This window comes from Bradyrhizobium sp. WYCCWR 12699, assembly GCF_032144035.1.
GTDB lineage: Bacteria > Pseudomonadota > Alphaproteobacteria > Rhizobiales > Xanthobacteraceae > Bradyrhizobium.
Map to the genome: position 1 here is coordinate 283,454 of NZ_JAVTJN010000033.1, position 17,746 is coordinate 301,199.

Sequence of the window (17,746 nt, forward strand, 5' to 3'; positions counted from 1 at the left end):
TGGCGAGCAGGAGGCGATCGAAGCAGTCGAGAAGGTAATCCGCTTGGACCGACGAAGGGTCCGCGCCCGCTTCGAGGAGCGCTTCGTCGCGAGCCGAATGGCGAAGGAATACGAAGAACGATATCGCGAGCTGGTCGCTGGCAGGTAGCGCCTCCGAAGGAATCGTTCGGCCGAAACAAAACGGCCCGCCCGGCGTACCGGACGAGCCGCTCGTTAAATCGGCCTGAGCTGCCGAGCGATCATTGCTCGGTGCAGACCTTGGTGGTCTTTACGGCGGACTCGGCCTCCGTCTTGGTCTTGTAGACGCCGTTGCCCACCACTGTCGTGGTGGTGGTCGTCGGCTTGGTGTCGACGACGGTGCATTTCTTGGTCGTCGCATCGCGGACGATGTAGAACTCGGCGGCACTCGCGGCCGGGGTGCCGAGAGCGAAAGCGGCGAGCGCGCCGCACACGATCAGCTTCTTCATGGAGTCCTCCTCAAGCAGTTGTAAAGTGGCTATTGCTAACGAGGCGGACGCGGCAGAAGTTCCACTTTTTCCCGGTCTGGAAATTATGATGGAACCGCTTTCAGGTGGTCTGCTTGCCCCCTCGATGACCTGAAATCGCGGTCCGTCCAGCCTGTCTGGCGGCACGACGACCGGCTCGAAATCCGTGTCCTGTCGTTGCGCGCGCTTGCAATTTGGGCAGACGAAGAGGTGCGCGATCATCGTCGTGGGATTGTCCCGGACGAGTTCGGACCGAAACCATCTCATCTCTACACGGCAATACGGACAGGTCGGATTGCCGACTTCTTCCAGGGAATCCTTCAGTCTTTTCATCGGGCGCGCTCCGCCGCTTGGCGTTTGGTAAGTCGTAAAAGTTCGGACAGGGCGCAAATGTATCAAATGATACACAGCGGGCCACGATGCCATGGAAGATCGTGTGGGAGCGGCGCTCAAGAACGATAGGGCGGCGACGCCCTTCTGGTTAACGCGTGTTTGCCGTCCGCGAAGAAGCATGTCCGGTCGCCGTGGAAATCGCAAGCTCGACTCGCCCCGAATTTGCCGACTTTTCCCGATTCGGAACCGAAGGCGGCGCCGAGGGTTGATCGGCGTCCACATTTGTGAGGTTTCAGATGAACAAGCGTTTATTCTTGGCTACGACCGCTGCGGTTGCCATCGCGACTTCGGCGTTCGCGCAGTCGTCTCCGAGCACGTCGAGCTCCACTCCGTCCGCAACGCAGCAAAAGGACTCTACGTCGACGCCGTCCTCTTCGACGTCGACACCCTCGAATCCGTCGGGCTCGGCTCAGACCACTCCCTCGAGCAACTCGGCTCAGAGCCAGTCGCCGACCAACCAGACCGCCGGTAGCCCGCCGTCCAATTCCGGGTCAGGCACCAACACCACCCAGGCGCCCTCCGCGGGCAACTCGACGAACCAGGCCCAGACCAATCAGCCGCCGAACCCGACGACGACGCCGTCCAACCAGGCGCAGACAAACTCGCCGTCTAGCACGACGCAAAGCGCCAATCCGCCGGCTTCCGGCGCCAACCAGGCGCAGTCGCCCTCGGGTAGCGGCTCGACCAACACCGCGCAGCAGCCGAACAATCAGCAGAACACGGCGGATCGTTCGTCGAACACCAACGTGAATGCGTCGGTCAACGACCAGCAGCGGACCCGGATCAGCGCGTCGATCTCCCACCTGAACGTGCAGCCGCTCACCAACGTGAACTTCTCCTTGTCGGTGGGCACCGTCGTCCCGCGCGACGTCCGCCTGCAGCCGCTGCCGGCCGAGGTCGTCGAGATCGTGCCGCAGTATCGAGGCTACAACTTCGTCCTGGTGAAGGACGAGATCGTGATCGTCGAGCCCTCGACCTACAAGATCGTGACGATCCTGCCGTACTCGGGCCGGTCGACAGCGGCCGCGCCGGCGCGGACGGAGCAACGTAAGGTGACGTTCAGCGACCGCGATCGCGAGGTCGTCCGCAAGCACGCGAAGGCGCGCCCGGTCGAGCGCGAGAAGCGGGTGACCACCGGCAGTTCGGTCCGGACTGAGATCCGGACCGGCGAGCGCGTGCCGGAGGGAGTGGAGATCGAGGCCTTCCCGGAGGAGGTCTATCGGGATGCTCCGACCCTTCGCGAGTACCGGTACATCAACCGGGACAGCCGCACCTACATCGTCGAGCCCCATGAGCGTCGCGTCATCGAAGAGATCGATTGATCTCGCAACGGTAGGAGAGAAACAATGAAGACCATCGTGTTGGGAGCGCTCACGGCGACCCTGATGGCGGCGTCCGCGAATGCGGCCCCGCTCGCGCCTGCGGCCATCGCTTCGGCCGGGCTCGGTGCCACCGAGCAGGTCCGTCTCGTCTGCGACGAGTACGGCCGTTGCTACCGGACCCGCGGCCCGCGCTACGTCCAGCGCTACTACGGCGGGGACGACGGGTACGTAGTCCGCAGAGGCTACGGCTACGATGGCGGCCCCGGCTATTACGATCGCAGTTACGGCTACTATGGCGGTGGCCCGAGCATCGGTTTCAGCTTCGGCACCCGAAGCTGGTGAACTGCGAAAGGGCCGCTCTCAGAGCGGCCCTTTCTCCGTCGATTTCCTGTGGGGATGATGAGATGTCGGCTGTTGCGAAGCTCCTGACCCAGAAAGAGGAGTTGCTGGCGCGGCTCGAAGCCGATCCCGGTCCGAACGAGACTGCCGAAATCCAGGCGCTACTCGCGAAGATCGAGACGGCGCTGAAGCTGCTCGGCAGCCAGGATTCCACCGCTGATACGAGACGCGCTAATTTCGCTTGAGTAACTTACTCAAACTCAGCCACTTGGTGGGTGGTATGGAACCGACTTCTTAACCTGCCCAGCGCGCTCTTAGCCGGCACCGCATACGCGGTCCGGTTTGGGTCAGAAGCGCCCGTTTGAGCAGCGCCGCGTCACTTCCGGTATGCCCCGATACGCTGACAATACCTGAACCAAAACGCACTTCGCCATCGGGCCACAAGCGAAAGTCAACGTCGCCGAATGATTGAGGCCGCCAACTGAAGCAGCCTTAGTTCAGCTTGCGCTTTAGTTCTTGGACGAACTTCCGCTGCCTCGATGTCGTCTTCGACCATCTGGCGCAGTTCGTCGATGGCATCGTCCTGTCTGGCGGCGTTAGGAACTCAGCTGTCTTCCCCGAGTTCGAGTGTTTAACCTGTTGAGGAGTCCTAACATGAGCCGCGGAATGCCCTCCCTGACCGCATTTCTCGGAATGCTGGCGATCGCCGGGTATCAAAATCGAGACAAGCTCGCGGAATTGCTTCGAGGGCCGGGCGCCGGATCGCTGGAGCCAGCCAACCCCCAGCAGCCGCTCGGCGGCCTTCTCGGAAATCTTACAGGTATGTTGAGCGGCGCAGGCGTTGGGGGCCTGCTGCAAGGAGGAATTGGCGAACTCTTGGAGAAATTCAACCAGAACGGCCATGGAGACACGGCCGAGTCTTGGGTCAGTTCTGGGCCGAACAAGGAAATCTCGCCTCCGCAGCTCCGGGAAGCAATCGGGCCCGACGTCTTGGACAAGCTCGAGAAGGAGACCGGGCTCTCTCAAGAAGAAATTCTCGCAAGGTTATCGCGTGAGCTGCCACAGGCGATCGACCAGTACACGCCTGAGGGGCGTCTCCCAGCCTAATAGCAGTTGAACGGGTCGTTTATTCGAAGGAGCGGAGAATGGGAATTTTTTGGACGATCATCATCGGCTTTATCGCAGGCATAATCGCAAAATTTATCATGCCGGGTGACAACGAACCATCAGGGTTCATTCTCACCACCGTCCTCGGCATCGTCGGCGCCTTCGTTGCAACCTATCTCGGCCAAGCTCTTGGCTGGTACCGTCCAGGAGAGGGTGCCGGACTCGTTGGTGCCGTGGTGGGCGCCATCATCGTGCTCTTTGTGTATGGCCTCTTCGCCGGCCGACAAAGGCGCGCGATTTGAAGAGCATAAATTCAGGCTTTTGCTGAGCGACCATCTCGGATCGCAGGAGCGCGCGGTCGCCATCGGGCTCCTGCGATATCACTCATGAAGGGGACTTCACCTCCGCACGCGCAGCGGCGGCAACATCAGAGCCAGTTTGCTTGAGGCGGTCCACAAGTTCGGCACCGGTGTCGCTTATCTCCGCGACGACGGTGTCCGAAGCTTCCCTCAGAGCTTGCGAGACGGCACCGGCGCGTCGATTCAGATCCGCCTTCACATCGTCGCTGACGTCGCCGACGTACTTGTTCTCGATATCGGACGAGCGAAACGAGCCTGCAACCGCTGCACCGATCGCGATACCCACGACCCCGAGAACGAGAGGTTGCCGCTCGAGCACATCCGTAAGTGACGATTTCGCGCTGTTGACGGTCTGTCTGTCGGGAAACGAACTGCCGAGTTTGCTGAATTGCTCCTGTGCAAAGGCGACTCCCTCGTCGAAGCGGTCGCGCACGCTGTCGGCAGCTCCCGCCATCGCATCGGAAGCGGCAGTGGTCGCGCGCTGAAACGCGTCTCCGGCGCCCATCGACCCGTGGTCGTCCATCTCAGGTGCGGTCGGAGGCGCCACGGTCTGCTTGACGGTGGATGCCGCCGACCTGAGACCACTCGTCCCAGCGTCGGCAGCGGATGCAAAGGCCTCCGTCGCCGATCGCGCCGCATTCTTCAGCCTCTGGTCGCCCGCGAGCAACCAGAGCGCTCCGCCCCCGATCAGCGCGGCGGCGAGCGGGTTTTCCCGGGCGGCGGTCACCAAACTGTCCATAAAGCTGCTCTTTGCGCTTCTCATCGCACCATCCCCTTCACCGTATCCTTATCCTTTTCGAGCTGGCTGATCGTTTCCCGAGGGGTCAGCTGACGCGCATCGAGCCGGTTGACGCCAATAGCAAACAGTACGGCGGCGATGACCCCCGCAATTATTGCCGAGGTCAGATAGGAGACAGCCGGCGACCATCCGGCCGAGATCAACGCGGCCGACAAGGCGAACAGCGCCATGATGATCGCCGGGATCACCAGAGCGGCGCCACCCACAATCAGGCCTAACGCCCCACCGATCTTCTGAAGCTTCTCGCCGAGCTCCGCCTTTGCCAGGTCCATTTCATTCTGGAAGAGCTTGGCGAACTGCGACAGGGCGTCGCCGAGCAGCGTCGAGATAGCCCTGAATTCGCCCTGGCTGGTTTTGATATCGCGCTCGATGCTCATGGTACGTTGCTGCCCTGTGCCGACGAGGTTTGTTTCGTATCAGAACTACGCTGCATAGAGCCCTGAGACCAGGTTTGTTGTCCCGCCGAGAACGAACCGCCCGGCCTCTGACCGTGTTGCGACGACGACGATCTCTCTGTCGTGTCGCGCTGCTGAGAGGATGACGAGCGCTCGCCCGATGCCTTGAGGAAGCGGACGGCCGCGAACCCTGCCAGCACCGATATCCCGAGAAAGGCAGCGGGCTGACGCTTGGCAAAATCGGTCGCACCCTGGAGGAGATCTCTGAAGCTCCCTTCCCGGACCTTCTGCGCAGCGTCCTCGACATAGTCGGCGGCGGAATCGATCTCCCGCGCCGCGAAAGGCACGTCTGCCTCAAACGCGCGGCCGGCTTCGCGAATGTTGCCCGCCAGGCGCTCGATGAATTCGGCGCCGGACCGCTGCTGCTCGCGGGCCTGGCTCTGGATCTGGTCAACGGCCCCGTCTGCGACGCCCTTCGCTGCATCCGCGGCCTCGCCGAACTTATCCCGTGCAAGACCGGCCGATGTCTGGAAAGCATCGCCGGCGCGCTGCTTCATCTCCGCTCCGACCTCGCCAAGCTGTTCTTTCAAGTCCTTCGCGGCGCCCTTGTCCTGGTTCTTTCCGAATTGGGTGACGTTGTGTGGGTCCAAATCGCTCATGATGGTATTCCTTCAAGTGTTGGTTTGAGAGGGGCTAAAGGCAGCTTTGACCACGTCTTCGGCTGCCTCCTTCAATGTGTCCGCCATGTTCTGCGTCAAACGGCTGGTATGGCTGCCAAGATCGGCTTCGGCGGCCTTTTGCGTCGCAGCGTCGGCTGCGGATGTGGCCGCATCTTTCGCCGCCTCGAACCCGGATTGCGCCGCAGCGGCCGCAGCCTGCTTCACACCGTCACTTGCCCGGCCCATCACCTTGGCTTCGGCCTTGGTTTCTGGAAGAGCGGCAGCAATGATGGCGCCGATCGCGATGCCCAATCCTCCGATCAGCGAGGCATTGTCGCCGATGGTTTGTCGGGCCTGGTCGGGCGCGTTCGCAGCGGCATCCTTGGCGGCATCCATGCCAATCTTCAGCTTTTCACTTGCGAAGCTGGCAGCCTGCGCTGCGCTCGCCCGCAGGCCAGAGGCAAGACCAGCGGCCTTGTCCTGCACGTCAGCAGTCATCCCGGCGGCTCGGCTTTGGGCGGACGACAGCGTCTCCTTGGCGTCGCCCTGTACGGCTCGGGCGCCCTCCGTCACGTCCCCAAGCATGTGTTCCGCTTTGTCCATGACCGGGCGGGTGACGTCTGCAGCGCGATCCCGCACCGTCTTCGACGTCAGGGCCAGTCCGGCGCCGATCATGAGAAGTGGCAGCGGCGTGCCTCGCACCAAGCGGAGCAGCGGGATACCGACTGCGGCGCCCGCAGCCACTGCGCGCATCGGATTGTCCATGACCTGTTGCTTGAGCCCGTCAACCCAACTCTGGGTCTTATGGCTGACGTATTCGGTAACTTCGGACTTCATGTGCTGCGGCGAGATCTTGTGGCGAATGTCATCGGCGGTGTCCGATATCTGCTCCCTCAATCGCCCCACCGTCGCGGCCAGCTCCGCGCGGCTGCGCTCGGACTCGCGTCTCAACTCCTCCACGGATCGTGTCATCGGGATACCTCTTCATATCTCTTGAATTTGATTTCTTGAATTTGAGAATCGAACTCACCCTTTCTTGAATCGTTCCTCGCATCGCTTGGCAGCCTGCCAGGCGACAAAACGGTTTTGCTTAAGGGAAGGGGAGTGCTCAGCGGTAGCGGTAAAGCTGCTTGCCGGATATCCGCGGAGAAGACGCCGGCGTAAGAAGACACTGTCGCGAGGAACGTCAGGGCCAGAGAACGCTTCGCTGTCTGGCCCACGAAATAAAAAGGGCCGCTATTGAGCGGCCCTGGTTATGATTCACCAATGACGGTGGCGGCTCCAGCCATAGTGATGGCCACGGCCCCTTCCCCACCCGTAATGATGGCCGCGGCCACCGCGGTGCCCCCATCCGTGACCGCCGCCATGGCCGTGGCCACCTTTGACTTCGATCGCGGTCGAGGCAGGTCCACCAATTGCATTCGAAGTCGCAACAGGCATGGCCGAGACGGACGTTGTAGAAGCTATGGCAACAGCGCACGTCAAATAGCTAAGCCTGTAAATCCATTTCATGTATTCTGCCTCCCTGTAGCCGGCGCAACCGTCGCGACCGGGTATCACCTCAACAGTCGAACCGGGAAAAAGTTGCAATCCTGCGACTATGGTGTCGGAGCGACGCTGCTTCAAGGCGAGGCGTGGTTGAACCGAGGGTGGCGGCCGGTGTTCGGACGCCGTGTCTCCTCGCCCGCTAAGCCTGCTAAACGTCAAAGGCTTCCCTGGGCGTTTGCACGATGACTTTCCGCTCAGCCCTGGGAAGCGGACCCTGCGAAACCGAAAGGGGAGGTCAGTCACGGGCCAAGAAGAGACCTTGCCCAGCCTAATTCGCCGCCACGATTAGCATTATTCAAGAACGTGATCGGCTTGAGCAAGGAAGGATGGTGAAAGATCGAGGTTCAAAGCCTTGGCAGCCCTCGCATTGATAGCCAGCTCAAACTTAGTCGGCTGGTAGACGGGGATTTCACTCGGCTTCTTGCCCTCTAAGATGTCAGAAGCTTGTGCAGCCATCAGCCGAAAAAGGTCTGCCAGATCGACCGAGTAAGACATAAGACCGCCGGCTTCCACGAATTCTCGGAAGGGGTAGCACGCAGGCGGGTGACGAGCGGCGATCAAGTCAACCAGCGACTGACGGAGCGGAAGATGTTCACCCTCGTCGGAGACGAGCAGGGCGCTGCGCTCACCGGGTTGCAGCGAGAGTAAGACTTCTTCGTAGGCCCGTTGCGAAACGGTCCTACCTAACGGGAGTTCGATAACCGGAATACCTACACGTCGTGCTGCCGAGCGCGCGGCAATGCCAGCCTCCCTCTCCCAGTACCCAGCGGACGCCAGATAGTAGATTTTCGAGAGGCTAGGTATCATCTCAGTGAGCGGTTGGAATCGTTTGCCGTGAAGCTCTAACCCAGCATCAATGCTCGCACCAGTGAGGTTTCCACCAGGGCGAGCCAGCGAAGAGACGAGCCCCAACGCAATAGGATCTGCAGAAACCGACACGATTGGGATGGATTGAGTTATCTTCTTAAGTTGAACTGCGACAGGGGTTCCTGACGCGAAGATTACGTCTGGATGCGTTGAAACGATATCGGCGGCGACTTGCGGATACCCGTGCCGTTTCACCATTGCCTGAATAGCGTTCGACTATGATGTTCTGCCCTTCGACATATCCGCGTCGGCTTAATTCTTCGAAGAATGATCGAAAATAGCTATTCTTGCTACTGGCGGTCATGTCGCCGATTTTGGCGGCTGGAGACAGCATCGCCATTCGCTTCATTTTCCGCAATTGCTGAGCACCGGCCGACGGCATCACGGCCGCAAGTGTTAGCCCCAGAAGGAAAAAGCGGCGCCTCATGAAGACACACTCCCCACGGCACTCTCTTAATGCATTGGATCATAGCTCGCGGTCCAGGGCCAGAACTTCTGCAATGGGTCAATCGCGACATTGCGACTCGGCTTTCGTAAGGTCCGGTCTACGCCTGACAGGCGATGTATCCTCTGCCGTGAGATACGGCAGCGATGGGCCAGTTCCGGACTCACGTGCCGCAGCAAGCGAGACCATATTCTTTGAAGAATCCGCCCGTGCTAACCTCGCAGTGCGAACTCAAGGAGAGACACATGGCTCGTTCAGTAACGCGTCGTGCCTTGCTTACGACAGCTTCTTTAGTTGCCATTGGCGCCGTGGTGCACGCCCAGCGATCGCAGCCATGGCGCGTCGCGCTGGTTACCTCCGGACAAGGCGACCGGATCATCGGCTGGTTCAGAGAAGCTTTGGAAGCCAAAGGATATCGGGAGGGAAAGGACCTTATATTCGAACTGCGCGAAGCGAAGGGACACTACGCGCTGTTACCGAAATTAGTCGAGGATCTCGTTGCACTAAAGCCGGACATCATAATTGCCGAAGCGACGCCTGCTATTGCAGCTGCACAACGAGCGACCTCGACGACTCCGATCATCATGGCGCCAGCCACCGATCCGATCGGCTCTGGCTTCGTCAGAAGTTTTGCCAAGCCCGGTGGTAATATCACCGGCGTTGCAAATATGTTCGGTGATCTCACAGCGAAGACGCTCGACATTATTCGCCTTCTGTTTCCCAAGGTCCGGAAAATCGGTGTACTCACTTCAAACAACCCGACGCATCCGGCTTTGGCCGACGTAGCGGCCAGGTCGGCGGGCGTCATCGGCATTTCAGCCCAACGGTTCGTTGCGCCCAACCCCGAGGACGTCGAAAAGGCGTTCGCCGACATGCAGGCCGCGGAGTGCGAAATCGTCTACGTACTTGCGGACCCGCCGCGGCCGTCGTTGCCATCAATCGCACTTAAGTACCGCCTGCCGACAGTATATCAGGTCACCAATTACCCGGACCTGGGTGGGTTGATGGCTTACGGGCCGGACATCAAGGCTCTATTTGTTTTAGCGGCCGATTACGTGGACCGCATCCTAAAAGGTGCGAATGCAGCGGACTTGCCGGTTGAGCAACCGACGAAGTTTCAGTTCGTGATCAATCTCCAAACGGCCAAAGCGTTGCATTTGGCCGTCCCGGAGCAAGTGCTCCTGTTGGCAGACAGAGTGATCGAGTAGATTGAGGCACCGAAAGTCCGCTTGGGGTCAAAAGCGCTCGTTTGAATGGCGGCGTATCACTTCCATTGTGCCCCGATCAGCAGACCATATCTCAGCCAAACCGAACTTCGCCCAACGTCTCGCAGCTCGACACAGCCCTGGGATTGGATCTTAAATGGTGGAATCGGAACCGCTCTGGGGCCATTCGGTGATGATGGAAAGAAGGGGATCAGGCCTTGGTCTTGACCGGGAGCCGAAAGGGCGCCCCCAGCCGGTTGAACGCGTTCATGGCCGCAATCGTGATGGTGAGGTCCACGAGATCCTTTGGCGCGAAAGCCGCGCTTGCTGCAGCATAGGCCTCGTCGGAGGCGTGCGTCTCGCTAACGAGCGTGACTTCCTCCGCCCACGCGAGGGCAGCGCGGTACTTGTCGGGAAACAGGTGGGGCACCTCGGCCCAGACCGGAACGAGTGCGACTTTTTGAAAAGGCATCGTGGCCAAGAGGTCCCGGGTGTGCAGGTCGATGCAGTGCGCGCAGCCGTTGATCTGCGAAACCCGCAGGAAGACGAGGTGGATCAGTTCGTGGGGCAGGTCGGTACCCGTGGTGATGTAGTGGTGGATGCCGAAGAGCGCCTTTGCACCCTGCGGCGCCACTTCGTTCCAGACCAGCCGCTTGTTCTCGCTCATGACGTGCCTCGTTGTTCGGAACGCCGGAGATTCGACGCTCGGAGCCATGACGGGCCAAGCGGTCAGGGTGTGACATGGCGCTCGGCGGTTCCATTCAAAGCGGCCGATGTCACATCCAGGCACGTCCGATCGTCTTATCCTTGGGTTCGGGATGCGCGAGCGACGGTGACAGCGGATATGATCTGCGAGGAAACTGGGCGGATGGAGGCGATGGACGATCAGCGGACCACCGAGTTCGAAACGGAGCGCAGGCGCCTGACACGCCTGGCCTATCGGATGATGGGCTCGCTCACCGAGGCGGAGGACGTCGTTCAGGACGCATGGCTACGGTGGGTCGGGGTGGAGGGTGGCGTCGATTCGCCTCCCGCCTATCTGACCCGCATTGTCACACGCCTGTGCCTCGACCGACGCCGCTCCGCGCGGGCGCGCCGGGAAACCTACGTCGGACCGTGGCTGCCAGATCCACTCGTGGGTTCCGTGGAGCAGGACGAGACGGTCGCCGACGACGTCACGGTCACGTTGATGCTGGCCCTTGAGCGTCTGTCGCCTCTGGAGCGGGCCGCTTTCCTTCTCCACGACGTCTTTGACGTGCCGCTGACCGAAGTGGCCATCACCCTCGGCCGCGAGCCGGCCGCTGTTCGTCAGCTCGCGGCGCGCGCCCGCAAGCACGTGCAGGCCGCACGTCCCCGCTTCGACGTCGAACCCGCGGATGCGGATCGGATCACCCGTGCTTTCTTCGCCGCAGCACGCGACGGGGACGTGGCGGCGCTTTCGGCTCTGCTGGCAAGGAATGTCGAGATCCATGCCGATGGCGGCGGCAAGGTCCTTGCTTTCCGCAATGTCATTCGGGGGATCGAGCGGGCCCTGCGCCTTTTTGCGAGGCAGCGGCGCAAATATGTCGTACCGCCGACGCTGCTTCGTGTCGTCACTATCGACGGCCTGCCAGGCTACGTTAGCCTCGATGGACGCGGTTTTCTGCAGACGACTGCGCTCGAAATCCGCGAGGATGGGATCACCGCGATCTACATCGTCAAAAACCCGGACAAGCTGTCTCACTTAGCGACAGAAATGGACTTTCCAGAACGCATCTCGCCGGTACCGCCAGCTTCATGAACTGGCCGAGTGACTGCGGCAACGTGGAGAATCGTTTGATGGGCTGCATACGAGGCTCGCCCACGATCGACGTCCGCTTCGGGTCAATCGCGACGTTTGGGCTTGGCTTAAGTTAGGTCCAGTCTGCCCCGGAAAGCCGACATATCCTCGGCCGTGGGATGCGGCAGCCGTGGGCCAGGAGGAGACCTTATTCATTTGCTCTCGTCTGCCCGTAAACCAAGCCATGAGGTTTCCGTCGCGTCATTGCTCGCGAACGCCAGCTTTTCTGAGTCCTTCGATGATGCCGTCGTACTCACGACGAAACTGCGGATTGTTCGAACGTGCGTAGCCGATTTGCTTGAACCACTGGATCGTGAAGTCCGGTCGGATTGCGTTTAATTCCACGATTACTTGCTGGGCCATTTCCGATTGGCCAGTGGCTTCATAGGCGGCAATCAGATCTGGATACGGAAACCAGTCCGATTTGTTCAAATTTATGGAGCGCCTACATTCCTCAATACCTTCCCTGTATTGGCTTAGATGGACATGAGCGTGACAGAGGAAAAAATGCCAAGTCCCAGCAGCCGGATCTTTGGGGCTTAGGCGCAAAGCGATCTGAATGGGAGAAAACGCTTCGGCCGCGCGTCCCGCCGTAACAAGTACGATCCCCTTAGATGCATACGCGACAGGCGAATTTGGATCGATTTCCAAAGCTGCGTCATATTCAGGCAAGGCTTCCTCAGGATTTCCATAATTCAATATGTTTCCCTTGGCTGCGTGCGCGTTGGCGGCCGCTGGACGTTGTGCGAGAACCTGATCAATTAGCTTGAGCGCCGTCCTTTTGTCCTCCGCTACGGATGTTGACCATCCGTAGATCACACCATCCGCTATGCACGACGCCTTACCGATCATTGCATCTATGTTGCTCGGATCGAGGCGCAGTGCGCTGTCGAACAAGCCGTTTGCCTCTGCATTCGTCAACTTGGTCCGTGGACCATAACGCTTCGCCCAGCCGCGCATGCTGAAATCCACAGCGTCTGGATTGGTCGGTCTGTCTATTTGGCTGCGTCGGCTTTCGGCTTGGATGAGTTCGACGTTGAGGGAACGGGCGAGCCTAGCCGTGACCTGTTCCTGCAAGGACGGAAGATTTGACCGATCGCCGTCAAAGCGGTCCGACCAGACGTCGCGACCGGTCGACAGGTCGGAAAGTGATACGTTCATACGGACCCGATCTCCGGCCCGTTGCACCGCTCCCTGTACCGCCCATCGGACGCCAAGGTCCTTGCCGAGCGCCTTTAGATCAACCTGCTTTTTCTTATAGGTGAAAGCCGTCCCGCGACCGATGACGAACGTCTCAGGCATTTGCGCGAGGTCTGTTGTCAGATCGGTCGTAATTCCGTCAGCGAAATAATCCTGCTCCGCATCGTTGCTGAGATTTGCAAATGGCAGGACAACAAGGGACAAACGAGGAGCAACATCGGGCCGGATCGTAGCCTGTTTCTGTGTTTTTTGGCTTTCCGGAAACACGTCTGTGCGGAGTGTCTTCCAAACGGTCCAGTAGCCAACGAGGCCACCCGCGATCGCGCCCACGGCAGCAATCGAGGCAAGCGCGCCCCCGATCACCTGCAATCGCGCCCGCAAGCGAATCTTTAAGTTGCGATCAGATGGCGGCTTCTCCCGTTCCTTCTCATTGGACGCCGGTTTGCCCGGCTGCCCATTCTCGGATGGCGGTTCGCCAAGTGGGCCGTTCGACACTTCCCAGTTTGTCACCGCTGCCTCCGCGCTCGGACCGCCGGCCTGGACTTCCAACACTAGCAGAATTGCACAGCTTAAGGTTGGTCAAGGCACCTGACTCATCCGCGTTTTTTTATTTGCCGGCTCGGGGGATCGCCGGTCCACGAGGTCCCAATAATGTCCGGTCAGGGTCATTCGCGTCGATCTGACCGCGTTCTCCGCACGTCCGGTGTCGCCTCAATTGCTGCCATGCTGAGCTGACCGTCCTCCTTCGCCTGAGGACAAAAGCCCTCACTACAACCTTCTTACATCCCGCCATCGGTTCTCATTGCATGCGACCGCTTCCTCTCCGGATATTTCGCTTGCAGGAGAATGAATTCTGACAGGCGTTCTTCCCTAACCACATCATTCCCTCCTATTGACACCTGCCGCAAATGGGCAAATCCTTTCCGAGGCGAATTTTCAGCACGATAAATTTCGGTGCTAAGGCCTTTTTTTGGCGCGGTCTGAATCCATTTGCTTTTATCCGAAAACGGAGGGGCCCATGCGCGCGCTCGCTTTAAAAAGCGTCTCTCTTCTCCTCGCCACTCTTGCTTCGATCTGCGCCACGGCCTGCGCCCGCGCACAGGATGCGACCGACGAGCAGTTTGGCAAGGTGCACTTCCAGACCACTTGCAACGACGTCGCGCAACGCCGCTTTGATCGCGGCATGCGCTACCAGCACTCGTTCTGGTACCGGCCTGCGAAGGAGATTTTTAAGGAGACGTTGCAGGCCGATCCGGAATGCGCGATCGCCTATTGGGGCATTGCACTGAGCTTGCTCTACAATCCTCATTTTCCCGCACCGAAGGAAAACCTCGCCGAGGGCCTCGCCGCGCTGCAAAAAGCCAAGGCACTCGGCGCCAAGAGCGACCGCGAACGAGACTATGTCGACGCACTGCTGGCCTTCTACTCGGGGGACGCGAAGACGACGTTTGGCCAGCGGGCACAGGCCTATCTCAAGGCAACCGAGGCCGTCGCGGAGCGCTATCCCGATGATGACGAGGCGCAGATCGCCTACGCCATCACCCTGAATGTCACGGCCTCACCAAACGATAAGACGTATGCTAACCAGCTCAAGGGCGCGGCCATCCTGGAGCCGATCTTCAAGCGGCAGCCGCGGCACCCCGGCGTCGCGCATTACCTGATCCACCTCTATGACTATCCGGCGATAGCGGAGCAAGGCCTCGACGCTGCCAAGCGCTATTCCGAGATCGCGCCGGCGGCGCCGCACGCCTTGCACATGCCGTCACACATCTTCACGCGCGTCGGCTACTGGAACGAATCCATCGATGCCAATATCCGCTCAGCCAAGGCTGCCAAGGAGGGCAAGGACCCCAGCGAGCAGCTCCACGCCGACGACTACATGGTCTACGCCCTGCTCCAGCTTGCACAGGACAGCCGAGCCCGCGACGTCATCGCGGACATGCTTGCGACCACGGGCTATGCGCCGGCCGTTCCCGCCGGCCCCTACGCGATAGCGGCGAGCCAAGCGCGCTACATGGTCGAGCGAGGCGATTGGCCGGGGGCTGCCGCTCTGAGGGTCGAGCCGAGCCGGTTCGCCTATGTCGATGCGATCACCTACTTCGCCCGCGCCCTTGGCGCCGCGCGCTCCGGCAATGCCGACGCGGCGACGGCGGACATCGCCAAGCTGGCGGAGTTGCGAGACAAGCTGCAGCAGGACAAGGACGCCTATTGGGCCGAAATCGTCGAAATCCAGCGGCAAGTCGCCACAGCCTGGCAGCTCAACGCCCGGGGGAAACCGGCGGACGCGTTGGAAGCGATGCGCCTTGCGGCCGATGCCGAAGACAAGACCGAGAAATCCATCGTCACGCCTGGACCGCTTGCTCCGGCACGCGAGCTTTATGGGACCATGCTGCTCGAACGCGGCATGGCGACGGAGGCATTAGCCGCGTTCGAAAGCACAATGCGCAAGGAGCCCAACCGCTTCGGCGCGACGATCGGCGCGGCTCACGCCGCCGAGAAAGCAGGGGATGCCGTGAAGGCACGCCAGTACTATGCGAAGGTGGTCGACATGGCACGGGATGGCGACTCCTCGCGGGAAGATCTGGCGGCCGCACGAAAGTTCATGGCTCAGAATTAGAGAGGGTCCGGCGGCAGGTGCTATGCGTCTGACTAGCAAATCCGCCGCGATCGGCGCAGCCGCAGTACTGTTCTGTGCGGCCGTTGCGGTCTGGATGCTGCGATCCGGCGATCCGACACGTGCAACAGCAGCAACCGGAGAGATCCGCCCGGTGTGGACGGAAACCGACTGGCCCTTCGGGGTAGATCCTTGGGGGAAAGGCAAGGCGTTTCGCTGCAATGCCAACGATTGCGGCGGTGAGGTCCAGCTTTACGTTCGCGCCAAGCTCGGCTTTTGCAATTGCACCACCGGCGTCGCCGACGATACTGACCTCGAGCAAATGGGCGACTTGGCGCTGATTGGTAAGACAACGCCGATCGGTGCCGGTCGGGAGATTGTCGTTGGGCCCATGCAAGGCCGCAGCCGCGCGTATCGGGTTGAGGGAAATGGTAACGCAGCGCTTTCGTTCGCTTTCAATCAGCGCTGCGACATGGTGGCTGCAACGGCCGTGGTTGGACGGGGCGCACCCGGCTCACTGGAGCCAGCGGTGCTGGCATTCCTCAACAGCGATCGCATGTTGAAGTGGGCCGAGATCGCGCTAGGTTTATAACTCAGCGCTACCTCGAGGCTCACATTTCGGCACGCCGGCGTCGTTCCCTAATCCCCGAGCGCAATTCCGCAAACTTAGGATGCCTCAATCGTCAGATCGGGAAAACTCGGCTAAGATGCGACCTTCCCTCATTGGGCATTGCATGTTCGACATGGCAACAACCGCGCTTTTGCGCGCGGTCTTCGAAGAAGAGTGCGAGGGCCTTCGGCAGCGCGAGATCGGGGTGCGTACGCATGTGGCATCGAAGATCCTGGAGGCCGCCACCAGTGGCGAACTCTCTCCCGAGAACCTAAGGCAGGTCGGCCGCAAGGCCCTCTCGCACGCGCCCACCATGTGGCGCCACTAATGGCTGGGAGCGGACGTGAACTTCCAGGTCACTGTTTTGAAGATCTTGGCGGCATACCCGGACGGGTTTGCCATGATGGAAGACCTCAAGCGTGACATGGCTATCCTGGCGACGAGTGGCCGCGACTGGGCGGACCGGACGAGGCGGCTCGCGGCCAAGGCGCCCGATCTGGACATCTGGTCACAAGGACTGGTCGAGCGCCTAAGCGGAGGATGGAAGATCACAGCCAAAGGACGGGCAGTGCTCGACCTCATGGAGGCCCGCCCAGCGGCGCCGGAGGCCGTCCAGGTGCCCGCGGTCGAAGATTCCATTGCGGCGTCCACGTCGCCCGTTTCTTCGCTGCGGCAGCCCGCAGACGGTGCGAAGCGGCGGCGCGAGCGCCGGGAGCGTCGCCGCGAGGCCCGTGAACGAGCAAGGGCGAACGCCTCCTGAAGGAAGTTGAACGAAAAAAGCCGCCAGCGGAGGCGGCTTGATAGTCCCGGACCGTCGGTTGCCTCCCCAGCCCCAAGCGTACCGCCGTTACCTTGTTTGCGGCCATGCCGCTCCGAGCTATCGAATCCGCTTCGATTCGGCTATTGGGCGGCCGATTTATGCGCGGCGCATTTTACAGAGCCGGCAAAGGGCGGGATGAGGATGGAAGCCGACCCCAAGGGTTATGGTCAGCCGCCACGGTCCCGCGCGCCCAGACCACGCGCAGCAACCCGTTTTGAACCGAGAGCTCGTTTCCGCCGACGAGAGCGCGTGCCGCTGAGGCCAGCTCAAAACCGATCGCGGAGGGCGCCGTCTAAGAACCGATTGCGGGACTGGGGCGTGTACTCATAAATCGAGCATCGTCCAGCACGGCGAGGTCCGCAGTGTCTTCAAAAGCAGACATCGACGATGCCAAGTGAACGTCCGCTAGGGGCCGATACTGTTGAAAAAGTCGAAAGTAGAGAGACAGCAAAAATCTCGATCGGATCAGCTCTAGTCGAGTCTTGGCAATAAAGGCCGTTGCCACGAGAATAGGAAAATCACACAGCGATCCCGCAAGGATTGACGTAGTCCCTCGCGTCAGACGGCGTCGAGCGCACCAGCAGCCTTTAGAAATTTGGCATGCGCGCCACAGAGGACTTTTTCAACAGTATCGGCCAATAGCCGACAACAAACTAGGGGTTTGTCATCAAGGCTCTGAGCTTTGGGGGCTGCAGCGATACATAGGGTTCCAGCACGCGCCCGCAGATGCAGCGTATGGACAATCTGACGAGATGCCACG

At 60.5% G+C, this 17,746-nt stretch carries 19 protein-coding genes and 1 pseudogene; 12 read left to right on the plus strand and 8 right to left on the minus strand.

The annotated features are described in order from the left end of the window. Window positions 1-148 (plus strand): annotated as a pseudogene (locus RPS27_RS39740) (glycosyltransferase family 4 protein); the annotation flags it as partial. A gap of 91 nt (window positions 149-239) precedes the next feature. On the opposite strand, the gene RPS27_RS21445 reads toward RPS27_RS39740, so the two are convergent. Next, complete coding sequence (locus RPS27_RS21445; protein WP_313754280.1) at window positions 240-467, minus strand: hypothetical protein; 228 nt, start codon at window positions 465-467, stop codon at window positions 240-242. A gap of 647 nt (window positions 468-1,114) precedes the next feature. Here RPS27_RS21445 and RPS27_RS21450 point away from each other — a divergent pair. From RPS27_RS21450 to RPS27_RS21470, 5 genes are all read left to right on the plus strand, one after another. After that, window positions 1,115-2,200, plus strand: coding sequence for a DUF1236 domain-containing protein (locus RPS27_RS21450; protein ID WP_313754281.1), 1,086 nt, complete (start codon window positions 1,115-1,117; stop codon window positions 2,198-2,200). Between the two features lie 24 nt (window positions 2,201-2,224). Further along, window positions 2,225-2,542 (plus strand): hypothetical protein, encoded by a 318-nt coding sequence (locus RPS27_RS21455; protein WP_313754282.1) that lies wholly within the window; start codon window positions 2,225-2,227, stop codon window positions 2,540-2,542. Between the two features lie 62 nt (window positions 2,543-2,604). Continuing rightward, complete coding sequence (locus RPS27_RS21460) at window positions 2,605-2,784, plus strand: hypothetical protein (protein ID WP_313754283.1); 180 nt, start codon at window positions 2,605-2,607, stop codon at window positions 2,782-2,784. 409 nt (window positions 2,785-3,193) lie between these two features. Then, window positions 3,194-3,646: a YidB family protein gene (locus RPS27_RS21465; RefSeq protein WP_313754284.1), complete on the plus strand. Its 453-nt coding sequence runs from the start codon at window positions 3,194-3,196 to the stop codon at window positions 3,644-3,646. Window positions 3,647-3,684: 38 nt separating this feature from the next. After that, window positions 3,685-3,948: a GlsB/YeaQ/YmgE family stress response membrane protein gene (locus RPS27_RS21470; protein ID WP_313754285.1), complete on the plus strand. Its 264-nt coding sequence runs from the start codon at window positions 3,685-3,687 to the stop codon at window positions 3,946-3,948. Between the two features lie 82 nt (window positions 3,949-4,030). Here the strand turns inward: RPS27_RS21470 and RPS27_RS21475 are convergent, their stop codons facing one another. From RPS27_RS21475 to RPS27_RS21495, 5 genes are all read right to left on the minus strand, one after another. Then, window positions 4,031-4,744, minus strand: coding sequence for a hypothetical protein (locus RPS27_RS21475; protein WP_313754286.1), 714 nt, complete (start codon window positions 4,742-4,744; stop codon window positions 4,031-4,033). A 20-nt stretch (window positions 4,745-4,764) separates the two neighbouring features. Continuing rightward, window positions 4,765-5,181: a phage holin family protein gene (locus RPS27_RS21480; RefSeq protein ID WP_313754287.1), complete on the minus strand. Its 417-nt coding sequence runs from the start codon at window positions 5,179-5,181 to the stop codon at window positions 4,765-4,767. After that, on the minus strand, window positions 5,178-5,858 hold the full coding sequence (locus RPS27_RS21485) for a hypothetical protein (protein WP_313754288.1): 681 nt from the start codon (window positions 5,856-5,858) through the stop codon (window positions 5,178-5,180). The genes RPS27_RS21480 and RPS27_RS21485 overlap by 4 nt, the downstream gene beginning before the upstream one ends. A gap of 12 nt (window positions 5,859-5,870) precedes the next feature. Then, window positions 5,871-6,830, minus strand: coding sequence for a DUF3618 domain-containing protein (locus RPS27_RS21490; RefSeq protein WP_313754289.1), 960 nt, complete (start codon window positions 6,828-6,830; stop codon window positions 5,871-5,873). 867 nt (window positions 6,831-7,697) lie between these two features. After that, window positions 7,698-8,471 (minus strand): ABC transporter substrate-binding protein, encoded by a 774-nt coding sequence (locus RPS27_RS21495; protein ID WP_313754290.1) that lies wholly within the window; start codon window positions 8,469-8,471, stop codon window positions 7,698-7,700. A gap of 492 nt (window positions 8,472-8,963) precedes the next feature. Here RPS27_RS21495 and RPS27_RS21500 point away from each other — a divergent pair, with 492 nt between their 5' ends. Then, window positions 8,964-9,926 (plus strand): ABC transporter substrate-binding protein, encoded by a 963-nt coding sequence (locus RPS27_RS21500; RefSeq protein WP_313754291.1) that lies wholly within the window; start codon window positions 8,964-8,966, stop codon window positions 9,924-9,926. 208 nt (window positions 9,927-10,134) lie between these two features. On the opposite strand, the gene RPS27_RS21505 is transcribed toward RPS27_RS21500, so the two are convergent. Then, window positions 10,135-10,590, minus strand: a complete 456-nt coding sequence (locus tag RPS27_RS21505) for a carboxymuconolactone decarboxylase family protein (protein ID WP_018642933.1) — start codon at window positions 10,588-10,590, stop codon at window positions 10,135-10,137. A gap of 210 nt (window positions 10,591-10,800) precedes the next feature. On the opposite strand from RPS27_RS21505, the gene sigJ reads away from it, so the two are divergent. Beyond that, complete coding sequence (gene sigJ, locus RPS27_RS21510) at window positions 10,801-11,703, plus strand: RNA polymerase sigma factor SigJ (protein ID WP_313754563.1); 903 nt, start codon at window positions 10,801-10,803, stop codon at window positions 11,701-11,703. A gap of 240 nt (window positions 11,704-11,943) precedes the next feature. On the opposite strand, the gene RPS27_RS21515 is transcribed toward sigJ, so the two are convergent. Beyond that, a complete protein-coding gene (locus tag RPS27_RS21515; RefSeq protein WP_313754292.1) occupies window positions 11,944-13,452 on the minus strand; it encodes a tetratricopeptide repeat protein in 1,509 nt (502 codons plus the stop codon). A gap of 508 nt (window positions 13,453-13,960) precedes the next feature. On the opposite strand from RPS27_RS21515, the gene RPS27_RS21520 reads away from it, so the two are divergent. From RPS27_RS21520 to RPS27_RS21535, 4 genes are all read left to right on the plus strand, one after another. Then, window positions 13,961-15,559 (plus strand): hypothetical protein, encoded by a 1,599-nt coding sequence (locus tag RPS27_RS21520; protein ID WP_313754293.1) that lies wholly within the window; start codon window positions 13,961-13,963, stop codon window positions 15,557-15,559. Between the two features lie 22 nt (window positions 15,560-15,581). Next, on the plus strand, window positions 15,582-16,148 hold the full coding sequence (locus RPS27_RS21525) for a hypothetical protein (protein ID WP_313754294.1): 567 nt from the start codon (window positions 15,582-15,584) through the stop codon (window positions 16,146-16,148). 142 nt (window positions 16,149-16,290) lie between these two features. Then, window positions 16,291-16,494: a hypothetical protein gene (locus tag RPS27_RS21530; protein WP_313754295.1), complete on the plus strand. Its 204-nt coding sequence runs from the start codon at window positions 16,291-16,293 to the stop codon at window positions 16,492-16,494. A 15-nt stretch (window positions 16,495-16,509) separates the two neighbouring features. Next, window positions 16,510-16,926, plus strand: coding sequence for a hypothetical protein (locus tag RPS27_RS21535; protein WP_313754296.1), 417 nt, complete (start codon window positions 16,510-16,512; stop codon window positions 16,924-16,926). The last annotated feature ends 820 nt before the right edge of the window (window positions 16,927-17,746 follow it).

Coding starts and splice junctions, on each gene's coding strand:
- RPS27_RS21445 (WP_313754280.1), bottom strand. CDS start 467: ATGAAGAAGCTGATCGTGTGCGGCGCGCTCGCCGCTTTCGCTCTCGGC.
- RPS27_RS21450 (WP_313754281.1), top strand. CDS start 1,115: ATGAACAAGCGTTTATTCTTGGCTACGACCGCTGCGGTTGCCATCGCG.
- RPS27_RS21455 (WP_313754282.1), top strand. CDS start 2,225: ATGAAGACCATCGTGTTGGGAGCGCTCACGGCGACCCTGATGGCGGCG.
- RPS27_RS21460 (WP_313754283.1), top strand. CDS start 2,605: ATGTCGGCTGTTGCGAAGCTCCTGACCCAGAAAGAGGAGTTGCTGGCG.
- RPS27_RS21465 (WP_313754284.1), top strand. CDS start 3,194: ATGAGCCGCGGAATGCCCTCCCTGACCGCATTTCTCGGAATGCTGGCG.
- RPS27_RS21470 (WP_313754285.1), top strand. CDS start 3,685: ATGGGAATTTTTTGGACGATCATCATCGGCTTTATCGCAGGCATAATC.
- RPS27_RS21475 (WP_313754286.1), bottom strand. CDS start 4,744: ATGGACAGTTTGGTGACCGCCGCCCGGGAAAACCCGCTCGCCGCCGCG.
- RPS27_RS21480 (WP_313754287.1), bottom strand. CDS start 5,181: ATGAGCATCGAGCGCGATATCAAAACCAGCCAGGGCGAATTCAGGGCT.
- RPS27_RS21485 (WP_313754288.1), bottom strand. CDS start 5,858: ATGAGCGATTTGGACCCACACAACGTCACCCAATTCGGAAAGAACCAG.
- RPS27_RS21490 (WP_313754289.1), bottom strand. CDS start 6,830: ATGACACGATCCGTGGAGGAGTTGAGACGCGAGTCCGAGCGCAGCCGC.
- RPS27_RS21495 (WP_313754290.1), bottom strand. CDS start 8,471: ATGGTGAAACGGCACGGGTATCCGCAAGTCGCCGCCGATATCGTTTCA.
- RPS27_RS21500 (WP_313754291.1), top strand. CDS start 8,964: ATGGCTCGTTCAGTAACGCGTCGTGCCTTGCTTACGACAGCTTCTTTA.
- RPS27_RS21505 (WP_018642933.1), bottom strand. CDS start 10,590: ATGAGCGAGAACAAGCGGCTGGTCTGGAACGAAGTGGCGCCGCAGGGT.
- sigJ (WP_313754563.1), top strand. CDS start 10,801: ATGGACGATCAGCGGACCACCGAGTTCGAAACGGAGCGCAGGCGCCTG.
- RPS27_RS21520 (WP_313754293.1), top strand. CDS start 13,961: ATGCGCGCGCTCGCTTTAAAAAGCGTCTCTCTTCTCCTCGCCACTCTT.
- RPS27_RS21525 (WP_313754294.1), top strand. CDS start 15,582: ATGCGTCTGACTAGCAAATCCGCCGCGATCGGCGCAGCCGCAGTACTG.
- RPS27_RS21530 (WP_313754295.1), top strand. CDS start 16,291: ATGTTCGACATGGCAACAACCGCGCTTTTGCGCGCGGTCTTCGAAGAA.